Genomic DNA, 12,708 nt, shown 5'->3' with positions numbered 1-12,708 from the left:
GATGCCCGGCTGCCCGAGTGGTGCTTTATTGAAGTCATCGCCCCAGGGACGCCGCTGACTGTTCCGGCAGTCGGCGGCGGCTCCTCGGCCGCGACCTGCGTCAAATGTTCGACAAATGACTTCAGAAGGCGGCTTCATCATGAAATACCTGGTGCAATGGCATATCTCGGATCCGTCGCGGATGCGGGCGACGGCTGAACGCTTCCTGCAGACGGGGGCGAAACCGCCCGCGGGGGCTGACCTACTCGGGCGGTGGTTCGGCCTCAACGGCAGCGGCTGTTCGTTGGTCGAGGCCGCTGACCCCAAGCCGGTCTTCGAGCTCATCTCCGAATGGCAGGAGTATCTCGAGATCGAAGCCACCCCGGTCCTGGAAGACGACGAGTTCGGCGCGATAGTCGCCAAGCTCTACGGGTAGCGGCGATCCGCTGGACCGGGTTTGAGCAGGGCCCCGCTGGGTAGCATCCACGGCATGGCCATCAAACTCGAGAACGTCGGCATCGCCGTGCGCGATCTTGACGCGACGATCGCATTTTTCACCGACCTCGGCCTCACGGTCGTCGGCCGCGCCACCGTCAGCGGCGAATGGACCGACACCGCCGTCGGCCTCGATGGCAATCACGCCAACATCGCGATGCTCGAGACGCCGGACGGCCATGGCCGTATCGAGCTCTTCGAGTACATCCATCCCGAGGCCATCGAGTCGGAGCCCATTCGCCCCAACGTCATTGGGATGCATCGCGTTGCGTTCTCGGTCGATGACATCGACGCGGCCCTCGAGATCGCCGCACGGCACGGATGCCACCCACTGCGTGGGGTGGCGACCTACGAGGACATCTACAAGCTCACCTACGTCCGTGGCCCCAGCGGCATCATCGTGATGCTCGCCGAGGAGCTCAAGAAGAGCTGACCGCCATCAACCGGCTGACGGCCGCGCTCACCCGGTCGCGGTTGCCCGCGCCGTTGCGCACCACCCACGACGTCAGGTGCTCGAGCAGTTCCCGGATCTCCAACAGCGCCTGAATGCGCCCGCTCTCATCGGTTTTGCCGGTCAGCACCTCGGACCACAGGGCGTCGAGATCGAGGATGTCGCGCACCGTCGCGTAGGCCATGGCCACATCGGATGTGCTCACCGACAGGCGTTCCTGCATACGGTAGATGGTGCCCGGGCCGACGCGGTTGATCAGCTCACCGGCCACCGAGGTCGCGACGATCTCGCGGCGCAGCGGGTGGTTCGCGATCTCTGTCTGTGCCTGCGCGGCAATGGTGGCCGGGAAGTACTGCTCCAGGCGGCCGACGAACATCTCGTGATCCGGGACGTCGGACGCCAACAGCTCCTGCGACACCAGATTCTTGGATTGCGCCAGCAGCACGGCGATTTCGGGCCGGGTGAGCCCGAGTCCGACGAGGCGGCGGCGATCCAGTTCCTGCTTCGACGGCAGCCCTTCGACGTCGGGATCGACGCCGGCCTCGGCTTTCAGGTTGCTGATGAGCCTGACGTGCCGGTCCAGCAGTGAGCCGGCCTCGGCGGCAGCCATGCTGATCGCCAGGATCTGGTCGGCGTTGTCGGCCAGCACCCGCGCGGCCACGTCGTCGGTGGCACCGGCGAGCAGCGTATTGCGTTCTGCGGTGGCGATGTTGCCGGAGTCCAGCGCGATCTTGAGGTTGACCTCGAGGTCCGAGGTGGCGACGCCGGCGGCGTTGTCGATGAAGTCGGCATTGACCCGGCCGCCGTTCAGCGCGAACGCGATACGCGCCTGCTGGGTCAGGCCGAGGTTGCCGCCCTCACCGATCACCTTGCAGCGCAACTGCGATGCGGTGACCCGCACCCGGTCGTTGGCCTTGTCCTGGGCGTCGGCATCGGTCTCGTCGTCCGCGCGGACGTAGGTGCCGACGCCACCGTTCCACAGCAGGTCGACCGGCGCGCGCAGGACCGCGTTGATCAGTTCGTCGGGTGTGCATTCGGCGGCCTTGATGCCGAGGCTCGCCCTGGCCTGCTCCGACAGCGGAATCGACTTGGCGGTACGGGGCCACACCCCACCACCGGCCGAGATCAGCGCCGGATCGTAGTCCTGCCAGCTGGATCGGGGGAGGCCGAACAAGCGCTCGCGCTCGACGAACGAGGTCTCGGGGTCGGGGTTTGGGTCGAGGAAGATGTGCCGGTGATCGAACGCGGCCACCAGCTTGATGTTGCGGGACAACAGCATTCCGTTGCCGAATACATCACCCGACATGTCGCCGATGCCGGCGACGGTGAACGGGTCGACGTCGATGTCGTGACCGGCTTCGGCGAAGTGCCGGCGCACCGACAGCCAGGCGCCCCGGGCGGTGATGCCCATGGCCTTGTGGTCGTATCCGGCTGATCCGCCCGAGGCGAAGGCGTCGCCCAGCCAGAAGCCGTATTCAGCGGCAACGGAATTGGCCAGATCGGAGAAAGTCGCGGTGCCCTTGTCGGCGGCCACGACGAGGTAGGCGTCGTCGCCGTCGGGGCACATGGTGCGGTCCGGGTGACGGACCGTGCCGTCGACGATGTTGTCCGTGACATCGAGCAGGCCACGGATGAAGGTGCGGTAGCCCTCGGCGGGATCGACAGTGGCAGAACGCAAGACGAAGGCGCCCTTGGCGCCGGTCGGCACGATCGGGGCGTTCTTCACGGCCTGCGTCTTCATCAAGCCGAGCACCTCGGTGCGGAAATCCTCGGCGCGATTCGACCAGCGCAGCCCGCCGCGGGCGATGGCGCCACTGCGTAGGTGCACGCCCTCGACGGTGTCGGAGTGCACGAAGATTTCGCGATAGGGGACAACGGGTCCGGTGATGGACAGCCGCGACGAGTCGATCTTGAACGACACGTAATCCTTGGGGGCACCGTCGGGGCCCATCTGGAACCAGTTGGTGCGCAACGTCGCCGCGACGAACGCGTGCAGAGCCCGCTGGATCCGGTCGTCATCCAGTGAGGTCGCGGCATCCACCAGGCGTGCCACCTCGCGATCAGCCTGCTCGACATCTGCGGTGGTGTCCGGGTTGAACCGGGCGTCGAACAGTGCCAGCAGCGCGTTGACGAAATCCGGTGCTGCAACGAGGGATTCGATGATGTAGTCCTCGGAGAATCCCAGCCCCGTCTGCCGGACGAACCGGCACGCCGCACGGATCAGCACCGCGCGGCGCCAGTCGATGCCGGCCGCAGCGATGAGCATCGCGTACCGGTCGACGTTCCAGCGCCCCGCGATGGACGCCTCGAAGGCGTCCGCGATGAGGGCGAGGGTCGAATCAGGCAGCGACAGATCACCGAACTCGTAGTAGTGCGCGGCATCTTCGGCGTGGTGGTAGGAGGCGACGCGCAGGCCGAACCGTTCGAACGTCGCGCAGACGTCGGCCAGCAGCGGCGGGTGCCCGGGCCACTGGATTTGGGCGTGGTTGATGAGCCCGTCGGCGTCGAAAGACACCCGGGCAGAGGAATTCTGCATGGGAGGACTACTCCGGTCTATTTACTTGGAGGAGGGAGAGACGGAAAGTTATTGCAGCGCGATGTACTTGGTCTCGAGGTATTCCTCGATGCCCTCACTGCCGGCCTCGCGGCCGATGCCAGATTCCTTGATGCCGCCGAACGGCGCGGCGACGTCGGAGATGACGCCGCGGTTGACGCCCACCATGCCGGCCTCGACCGCGTCGGCGACCCGCAGGGCACGATCCAGGCCCTGGGTGTAGACGTAGGCGGCCAGGCCGTACTCGGTGTCGTTGGCGGCGTCGATGCCGGCCTGCTCGCCGTCGAATCCGATGATCGCGGCGACCGGTCCGAAGATCTCCTCGCGCAGCAGGCGGGCGTCGGCGGACACATCGGCGAGCACGGTCGGCGGGTAGAAGAAGCCTTCGCCTTCAACAGGTTTGCCGCCCGTGGCCACCGTCGCGCCCTTGCTGACAGCGTCCTGCACCAGTTCGTCGACCGTCGCCCGCTGCTTGGCGGTGATCAGCGGACCGACCTGGCTGCCGGCCTGGTCGCCCGGGCCGGTGGCGAGCGCCGCCATGCGGGCGGCGAGCTTTTCGGTGAACTCGGCGCGCACCGCGTTGTCGACGTGGATGCGGTTGGCGGCGGTGCAGGCCTCACCCATGTTGCGCATCTTGGCGGCCATGGCGCCGTCGACCGCGGCGTCGAGATCGGCGTCGTCGAACACCACGAACGGGGCGTTGCCGCCGAGTTCCATCGAGGTGCGCAGCACCCGATCGGCGGACTGCGCCAACAGCTTTCGGCCGACACCGGTCGAACCGGTGAAGGTCAGCTTGCGCAGGCGCGGGTCCGTCAGCAGCGGGCCCGTCAGGCCGGCGGCATCGGTGGTCGGCAGGATCGACAGGACACCGGCGGGCAGACCGGCGTCGGCGAACACCTGGCCCAGCAGCAGCATGGTCAGCGGGGTCTCGGCCGCGGGCTTGACGATCATGGTGCAACCGGCTGCCAGTGCGGGCCCGATCTTGCGGGTGCCCATGGCCAGCGGGAAGTTCCACGGTGTGATCGCCAGGGTGGGGCCGACGGGCTGCTTGGTCACGAGGATGCGGCCGTTGCCGGTGGGGGACTGGGTGTAGCGGCCGTTGATCCGGACCGCCTCTTCGGCGAACCAGCGCAGGAACTCGCCACCGTAGTTCACCTCACCCTGGCTCTCCGCCAAGGGCTTTCCCATCTCGAGGGTCATGGTCAGCGCGAAGTCGTCGCGGCGCTCCATGACCAGTTCCCAAGCGCGCCGCAGGATTTCGGCACGTTCACGGGCCGGGGTCGCGGCCCACGACGCTTGCGCGGCAACCGCTTCGTCGAGGGCGCGGGCGCCGTCGGCGGGCGAGGCGTCGGCGACCTCGATGAGGACGGCGTCCGTGGCCGGGTCGTGCACGGTGAAGCGTGCGCCCGTGGACGCGGGCACCTGCAGGCCGCCGAGCCACAGCTCGGTGGGCATGGACTCGAGAAGCGCGGTGCGGTCGATCATCGGGCCGCCGCCATTTCGCGCACGATGCTGCCCAGTTCGGCGATGCCCTCGTCGAGCAGTTCGTCGCTGATCACCAGCGGCGGGAGCAGGCGGATGATGTTGCCGTACGAGCCGCAGCTCAGGATGATGACGCCGCGCTTGAACGCCTCTGCCGCAATGGCTTTCGTGAGCACCGGATCCGGATCATTGGTTCCCGGTTTGACGATCTCGATGGCCAGCATGCCGCCGCGGCCACGGACGTCGCCGATGACTCCGGTGTCCTTGAGGGCCTCCAGCTTCGGCAGTACCGAGGCTTCGATGGCGCGGGCCCGGGCGGGCAGGTCCATCTCGGCCATGGCATCGAGCGTGGCGAGTGCCGCGGCGCAGGCGACGGGGTTGCCGCCGTAGGTGCCGCCCAGGCCGCCGGGGTGAACGGCGTCGAGCAGGTCGGCGCGGCCGGTGATCGCGGCCAGCGGCATGCCGCCGGCGATGCCCTTGGCCATGGTGATGATGTCGGGGACGATGCCGTCGTGCTCGGAGGCGAACCATGCTCCGGTGCGGGCGAAGCCCGTCTGCACCTCGTCGGCGATGAACACGACGCCGTTGGCTTTGCACCAATCGACAAGGGTGGCAAGGAATCCCGGTGCGGGCACGATGAAGCCACCCTCGCCCTGCACGGGCTCGATGATCACGGCGGCCAGCGAGGCGGCGCCGATCTGGGTCTCGATGCGGCTGATGGCGGCCTTGGCGGCGGCTTCGCCGGTCAGCCCGTCGCGGTACGGGTAGGACGCAGGCATCCGGTAGATCTCGGGTGCGAACGGACCGAACTGCGTCTTGTAGGGCATGGCCTTGGCGGTCAGCGCCATCGTCATGTTGGTGCGGCCGTGGTAGGCGTGGTCGAAGGCGACGACGGCCTGCCGACCGGTGGCGAGCCGTGCCACCTTGACGGCGTTCTCCACGGCTTCGGAGCCCGAGTTGAAGAACGCGGTGCGCTTCTCGTGATCGCCGGGGGTCATGGCGTTGAGCCGCTCGGCGAGTTCCACGTAGCCCTCGTACGGGGTGATCATGAAACAGGTGTGGGTGAAGCGGGCGGCCTGCTGGGCCACCGCTGCCGCGACACCGGGATGCGATGCGCCGACGCTGGTGACGGCGATGCCCGAGCCCAGGTCGATTAACGAGTTTCCGTCGATATCGACGATGACGCCGCCGTCGGCATCCGCGGCGTACACCGGTGCCGACGAGCTGACGCCGGCCGCGACGGCGGCCTGTCGCCGCGTCGACATCTCGGCCGATCGCGGACCGGGCAGAGCGGTCACGATATTGCGCTTCTGCGCCAGGCGATAGGTGATGTCGGTCATCGGTTGCTCCTGGTGATCGAACGGCTTGTGTACTGCCGATTCTGTTCCGTTCGAGCGCGAATGACTATGTCCATGATGTCGATTTGGAGATCGACTCACGCGCCATTTTGGCGTGTGTGCGGCGGCGCCGCCGAAACCACACTGTGAACACCGCCAACAACACAACCAGGGGTGAACCGTGACCGAACCAACTCGCCGCACCACAGCCCGCGGCAGCCGTGCCGCGAAGGCCACAACATCGGCGAAGGCGCCGGTCACAACCCCGATGAAGGCTCCCGCCAAGTCGCCCGTCAAGACCCCGGCCAAGGCGCCGGCGAAGCGGGCGGCCACCCGGTCCGCCAAGCCGGCTCCTGTCGTGCCGACACCGGCGCCCGAGGTCAGCGTCGGGACGGACGCCGCGTTCGCGTCGTCGCCGTCGATCGCCGCGCAGCCGCACCGCTCGCGGCACCTGCGGAACATGTCGGAGGTCCGGCACTTCTTCCGCACCAACGACGTGCCCATCTACTTCGTCGGCGCCACCCCGTTCAACCTGCTGGGCCTGGACCGGTGGGTGCGCCGATTCTCGTTCGTCACCTACTACGACGGCTGGGACGGTTCCCACCCGCATGTGTTCACCCCCCAGCACAAGCCGTACCGCGAGTTCGAGAGCGGCGAGGCGATCAACAACTGGCTGCTGCGCAATCCCGAGGTACGGGCCCACATGCAGCGTGGCCTGGCGCCGGGGGTACGGCCCAAGGTGGCCATGGTGTTCTTCGACGCCGAGACCGAGGCCATCTGTGCCGAACTCGGCTACGACCTGATCCTGCCGCCGGCCGCCCTGCGCGAGCATCTGGACTCCAAGCTCGTCACCACCCGGCTGGGCAACGAGGCCGGCGCGCCGAGCGTCCCCAACGTGCTGACCAACGTCGACGACTACGAGCAGCTCACCGCGGCGGCCGAAAAGGCCGCACTGGGCAATGAACTCGTCGTCCAGACACCCTACGGTGACTCCGGCAAGACGACGTTCTTCATCTCGTCGGAAGCCGACTGGCGCAAGCACGCCCAGCACATCGTGGGCGAGGACATCAAGGTGATGCGCCGCATCAACAACCGGCCTGTCGCCGTCGAGGCGGTGCTGACGCGGTGCGGCACCGTCGTCGGCCCGTTCATGAGCGAGCTCACCGGCTACGCCGAGCTGACCCCGTACCGCGGCGGTTGGTGTGGCAACGAGATGTACTCCGACGTGTTGACGCCCGAACGTCGCGCCACGGCAACCCAATTGGTGCGCCGGCTCGGCGACCGCCTGGCCGCCGAGGGCTACCGCGGCTACTTCGAGGTCGACGTCCTGGTCGACACCGATGACGGCGAGGTGTATCTGGGTGAGCTCAATCCGCGGATCAGCGGCGCGACGTCGATCACCAACGTGACGGCCGGCGCCTACGCCGACGTGCCGCTGTTCCTGTTCCACCTGTTGGAGTACATGGACGTCGAATTCGACCTCGACGTCGACGAGATCAACGAGCGCTGGGAGCAATTGGCGTCGGCCGACGTCTGGAGCCAGATGGTGATCAAAGAGACCAGCGATACGGTCGAGCAGCTGGTCGGTACGCCGGCGACCGGGCACTACGCGCTTGATGCCAACGGCGCGTTGGTGTTCCGCCGGGCTGCCCTGGACTGGCATCAGTTGCAGGACGAGTCCGAGGCCTTCTTCCTGCGGATCTACCCGGCCGGCGACTACCGGTGGAAGGGTGCCGACCTGGGCGTGCTGGTGACCAAGGGCAGGTTGCAGTGGGATGCCGCGCAGGGCGGCACCGCGCTGACGATCCGGGCTCGCCACCTGATCGACTCGATCCGGGCGCTGTACCGCGGGGTTCCGTTGGCGCAGTCCGCGTCGCCGGCTGTCGTGGGCGGGAGCGTGAAGTCACTATGATGAGGCCATCGCGCCGGCTCACTCGGCGTCGTCCGACAGGAGCGGCCGTGCTTGGTGCAGACCCGGGCCGCACGCCGTCCGCGATTTCACTGGCGAACTGGCAGTCCGCCCCGCACCTGCACTGGTCGTTTCAGCACGTCGCTGAATTACTGCCCACCGCAACCATTTCCCGTGGTGCGGGACCGGTCGCAACGCTGCCGCCGGCTCATTCCGATGTCGCTGCTGTTGCGGTCACGCTGCCCGACGGCACGCCATCGACGGTCGGGCAGGTCATGGCGTCGACCGCCACCGACGGCTGGATCGTCACCCGTCGCGGCCGCGTGCTGGCCGAGCAGTACTACGGCGGCATGCAGCCCGACACGGCGCACCTGCTGATGTCGGTGAGCAAGACGCTGATCGCCGCGGTGGCCGGTGCGCTGGTCGGTTCCGGAGCGCTCAACGTCGACGCCCTCGCGTCCGATTACGTTCCGGCGCTGGCCAACTCCGGCTACTACGGGGCGACGGTCCGGCACCTGCTGGACATGCGCTCGGGCATCGCATTCTCCGAGGACTACCTGGACCCGGCCGCTGAGGTGCGGGTGCTGGAACAGGCGATCGGCTGGTCACCGCGGACGTATCCGGACGTCCCGGCCACCATGTACGACTTCCTGCTCACGCTGCGGCAGAAGGTGCCGCACGGCGGTCCGTTCGACTACCGTTCCTGCGAAACCGATGTGCTGGGCTGGGTGTGCGAGGCCGCATCCGGTGCCCGGATGCCGGAGCTCATGTCGCAGTTGGTGTGGAGCCGCCTCGGCGCCGCTCACGACGCGAACATCGGCATCGATTCCATGGGCAGTGGCATGTTCGACGGCGGCATCAGCGCCAGCCTGACCGACCTGGTCCGCTTCGGCTCGCTTTATCTGGGCGACGGGGTGTCGCTGCTGGGCGAGCAGGTGCTACCCGCCGCCTGGGTCGCCGATACCCTTGTGGGAGGGCCGGATTCGCGCGAGGCGTTCGCCTACAGTCCGGGCGACAACCGGATGCCCGGCGGCATGTACCGCAACCAGGTCTGGTTCCCGTATCCCGGCAACGACGTGCTGCTGTGCCTGGGTATCCACGGTCAGATGATCTACGTCAATCGCCCGGCCGGGGTGGTGGCCGCCAAGCTGTCGAGCTGGCCGCTGCCGCAGCACGCGCACATGCTGTTCTCCACGCTACGTGCGTTCGATGCGGTGTCCGCCGAGCTGCTGTGACGCGGGTATGACGCCGAGCTACGACCGCGGTCTGCGGAAGTAGCTCGGCGCGGTGCCTTCCCAGCGCTTGAAAGCGTGGGTGAAGTTGGCTGTTTCGGCGTATCCCAGGCGTCGGGAAATCTCCTCCACCGACAGATCCTGCTGGAGCAGCTCGACGGCCAGGTGCCAGCGGACCTCGTCGAGCAACGCGCGATAGGACGTGCCTTCTGCGGCGAGCCGACGGCGCAAGGTGCGTGGATCGACGTGCAATTCGTCGGCGACGGTCTGCATCGCCGGCAGTTCGCCGGGGTTGTGCAGCAGCCGGCTGCGGACCTGACCTGCGACCCCGACGCGAGACAGCCTGCGTTCGAGCAATTCCCGACATTGCTGCTCGATCTTGCGTGCCGTATTCGCATCGGCGAGCGGCGACGGCATGTCCAGCACCTCATGGCGGACGGCGAGTCGGTTCGTGGACTGACCGGAACGTACGTCGGACACGGGAAGCTGCCACAGCTCGGCGAGCTTTGCGGCGCGATCGGCGTCGAGCGTCGTCTCCGCCCGCGTGGGGGTCAGTGCCAGATGGGCACCCTGCGTCGCGGCGACGAATCCGGCCAGGTCCCGTTCGACGATGAATGACCGCACGTCTGTGGGCAATTCGCTGTCATCGCCCACGAGGTAGCCGTACTCGTCGTCGGTCTCGACCGAGAATCGCAGGTGGGTGGGGGACAGCGCCAGGTAGGGCAGGATCAGCTCCACGCCCTTCCGCAGGGTGGGGCTGGCCAGGATCAGGAAGCCGAGCAAACCGGCCCGCCCCAGTGTGGAGTGCAGTCCCACCTCGATGCCGACACCGGGCCTATCACCAAGTCCCGCAATGAGATTGCGGATGACGTCGAATTCCTGGTGGGCCCAGATTTCGGCGTTCTCATCGTCCAGATCGGTCTCGGACAACCCGCTGCCCGCCAGGCACCCAGCCGCGGTCATGCCATGAGCAATAGCGCCCTGCACCATGATGCGGACGCCTTCGGTGCCCCGCGGCACCGCCCAGACCGGGGTCATTCCCACTGTCCGAAAATACCAAATCGTCGTCCCGTTGGAACATTCAATCGCGAAGGCCGCCTCCGTAGCGTTCTTCTCCAGACGCAACCGACGTTGGTTGCCGGAAAAGACGGAGTGTCGAATGTCGCCAGTCGAAGTGGTTGATCGGGCGGACAGCCAAGCCGGTGCGCGTCAGGCGTTGCCGGATCCGGGCGAGCAGGTGCCCAAGTTGGCCTGGCCTACAGTGGCGCTGTTTCTCGCGGGAGCAGTCGCCTTCGTGGCGTCGACCGTCGGCTACATTTCCGGCGCGGTCCCGACGTGGGTTCCGATCGTGGTCAACGCGGTGGTGACGTTCACGATGTTCACCGTCGTTCACGACGCGGTGCACTACGCCATCAGTTCTACGCGCTGGGTCAACGGGCTGATCGGACGGTTGGCGGTGCCGTTCGTCCAGCCGTTGATCTCTTTTCCGTCGTTCGGCTTCATTCACATTGAGCACCACCGGCATTCGAACGATGACGAGAACGATCCGGATACCTTCGCCTCCCATGGGCCGGCGTGGCAGCTGCCGTTCCGGTGGGCGGTGCTCGACATTTGGTACGGCAACTACCTGATCGGCAAGATCCGTAGCCGCCCCAAGGCCGAGATCGCCGAAACCCTGGCGTGCGTGACCATTTCGGTGACCGGGCTGATCGTCGCGATCATGTCGGGCCACTTCTGGACGCTGGCCGTCGTCTTCATCATCCCGCAGCGGATCGCGGTGGTGGTCTTGGCGTGGTGGTTCGACTGGATGCCGCACCACGGTCTGGAGGACACCCAGCGCAGTGACCGCTACCGGGCGACCCGAACCCGCGTCGGCATGGAGTGGCTCTACACCCCGCTGATGCTGTCGCAGAACTACCACCTGGTGCACCATCTGCATCCGTCGGTGCCGTTCTACCGGTACACCAAGACCTGGCGCCGCAACGAGGAGGCGTACCTGGACCGGGGCGCCGCGATTTCCACGGTGTTCGGGCAGGAGCTCAACTCCGACGAGTTCCGGCAGTGGAAGCAACTGAACGGCAACCTCGGACGAGCGTTGCCGGTGCGGATGCCGGATCGCTCCAGCGCTCCGCACGCGGTGTTCCACCGGATTCCGGTGGCCGCGGTCGACCCGATCACCGCCGACAGCACTCTGGTGACCTTCGCCGTTCCCGAGGCGCTGCAGGATCAGTTCCGCTTCGAGCCGGGACAGCACGTCTCGGTACGTACCGACCTGGGTGGTGAAGGGGTGCGTCGTAGCTACTCGATCTGCGCGCCGGCCACCCGGGCACAGCTGCGGATCGCGGTGAAACACATTCCGGGAGGAACGTTCTCGGGCTTTGTCGCCAATCAGCTCAAGGCCGGCGACGTCCTCGAAGTGATGACCCCGGCCGGCAGCTTCAGTTCGGCGCTGCATCCGTTGCACCGCAAGCATTACGTGGGCGTGGTCGCCGGTAGCGGCATCACGCCGGTGCTGTCGATCCTGGCGACCGTCATGGAGCTCGAAACCGAGAGCCGGTTCACCCTCATCTACGGCAACCGCACCAACGAGTCGACGATGTTCCGAGCCGAACTCGACCGCCTCGAATCCCGTTATGCCGACCGTCTCGAAATCCGCCACGTGCTGTCGAGCGAGCCGCTGCACATCCCCGAGCTGTCCGGTCGCATCGATGCGGAACGCCTGACCCGCTGGCTCACCACGGACCTGCACCCCGAGACCGTGGACGAGTGGTTCCTGTGTGGCCCTGCCGCGATGTCCACCGGTGCGCGCGAGACGCTTATCGAGCGTGGCGTGGACCCCGAGCAGATCCATCTGGAGTTGTTCACCGGCTTCGATCGTGCCGACGCGCCGGCTCGTGACTACCAGGCGGCAACCGTCACCTTCCGGCTGTCCGGCAAGCAACAGACCGTCGACGTCGACGGCGGCGACACGATCCTGGAAGGCGCACTGCAGACCGGAAGTAGCGCGCCATACTCATGCATGGGCGGCGCGTGCGGTACCTGCCGGGCCAAATTGCTCAGTGGCACAGTCGAAATGGATCAGAACTTCGCCCTCGGGCGCAATGACCTCGACGCCGGCTACATCCTCACCTGCCAGTCGCACCCGACCAGCCCGACGGTGTCGGTCGACTACGACGCCTGACGTCCCTGAGTTCAATCACGGCGGCCATCCCCGGTGGTTATTGAAGTCAGGGACGTGTAGCCGACGAAAAAGGTACCTGGCTTCAATC

General features: G+C 66.9%; 9 protein-coding genes. 5 read left to right on the top strand and 4 right to left on the bottom strand.

The genetic code is table 11. The features are described from left to right. Positions 1 to 115: 115 nt before the first annotated feature. The gene (locus tag ACNO8X_RS20500; protein WP_418002480.1) at positions 116 to 415 is read left to right on the top strand and encodes a DUF3303 domain-containing protein; all 300 of its coding nucleotides are present in this window, start codon (positions 116 to 118) and stop codon (positions 413 to 415) included. 54 nt (positions 416 to 469) lie between these two features. Beyond that, positions 470 to 907 carry a VOC family protein gene (locus ACNO8X_RS20495; RefSeq protein WP_418002479.1) on the top strand — a complete coding sequence of 146 codons (438 nt, stop codon included), beginning with the start codon at positions 470 to 472 and terminating at the stop codon, positions 905 to 907. Here the strand turns inward: ACNO8X_RS20495 and ACNO8X_RS20490 are convergent. From ACNO8X_RS20490 to gabT, 3 genes are read right to left on the bottom strand one after another with little or no spacing between them, the layout of a single operon-like run. After that, positions 894 to 3,461, bottom strand: a complete 2,568-nt coding sequence (locus ACNO8X_RS20490; protein ID WP_418002478.1) for an NAD-glutamate dehydrogenase domain-containing protein — start codon at positions 3,459 to 3,461, stop codon at positions 894 to 896. The two genes, ACNO8X_RS20495 and ACNO8X_RS20490, sit on opposite strands and share 14 nt — an antisense overlap. Positions 3,462 to 3,509: 48 nt before the next feature. Continuing rightward, a complete protein-coding gene (locus ACNO8X_RS20485; protein ID WP_418002477.1) occupies positions 3,510 to 4,964 on the bottom strand; it encodes an NAD-dependent succinate-semialdehyde dehydrogenase in 1,455 nt (484 codons plus the stop codon). Then, positions 4,961 to 6,301, bottom strand: coding sequence for a 4-aminobutyrate--2-oxoglutarate transaminase (gabT, locus tag ACNO8X_RS20480; protein ID WP_418002476.1), 1,341 nt, complete (start codon positions 6,299 to 6,301; stop codon positions 4,961 to 4,963). The genes ACNO8X_RS20485 and gabT overlap by 4 nt, the downstream gene beginning before the upstream one ends. Before the next feature lie 178 nt (positions 6,302 to 6,479). On the opposite strand from gabT, the gene ACNO8X_RS20475 reads away from it, so the two are divergent. Further along, positions 6,480 to 8,210 carry a biotin carboxylase gene (locus tag ACNO8X_RS20475; protein WP_418002475.1) on the top strand — a complete coding sequence of 577 codons (1,731 nt, stop codon included), beginning with the start codon at positions 6,480 to 6,482 and terminating at the stop codon, positions 8,208 to 8,210. Between the two features lie 47 nt (positions 8,211 to 8,257). Then, on the top strand, positions 8,258 to 9,442 hold the full coding sequence (locus ACNO8X_RS20470) for a serine hydrolase domain-containing protein (protein ID WP_418002474.1): 1,185 nt from the start codon (positions 8,258 to 8,260) through the stop codon (positions 9,440 to 9,442). A gap of 18 nt (positions 9,443 to 9,460) precedes the next feature. Here ACNO8X_RS20470 and ACNO8X_RS20465 read toward each other — a convergent pair whose 3' ends face one another. Further along, entirely contained in the window at positions 9,461 to 10,477 is a 1,017-nt protein-coding gene (locus ACNO8X_RS20465) for an AraC family transcriptional regulator ligand-binding domain-containing protein (RefSeq protein WP_418005978.1), read from the bottom strand. 121 nt (positions 10,478 to 10,598) lie between these two features. Here ACNO8X_RS20465 and ACNO8X_RS20460 point away from each other — a divergent pair, with 121 nt between their 5' ends. Continuing rightward, positions 10,599 to 12,620, top strand: a complete 2,022-nt coding sequence (locus ACNO8X_RS20460; protein ID WP_418002473.1) for a fatty acid desaturase — start codon at positions 10,599 to 10,601, stop codon at positions 12,618 to 12,620. Positions 12,621 to 12,708: the final 88 nt, after the last annotated feature.

Source organism: Mycobacterium sp. PDNC021, assembly GCF_048282635.1.
In the GTDB taxonomy this organism is placed as follows: Bacteria; Actinomycetota; Actinomycetes; order Mycobacteriales; family Mycobacteriaceae; genus Mycobacterium; species Mycobacterium llatzerense.
This window is presented reverse-complemented; position numbering and strand designations above follow the sequence as displayed.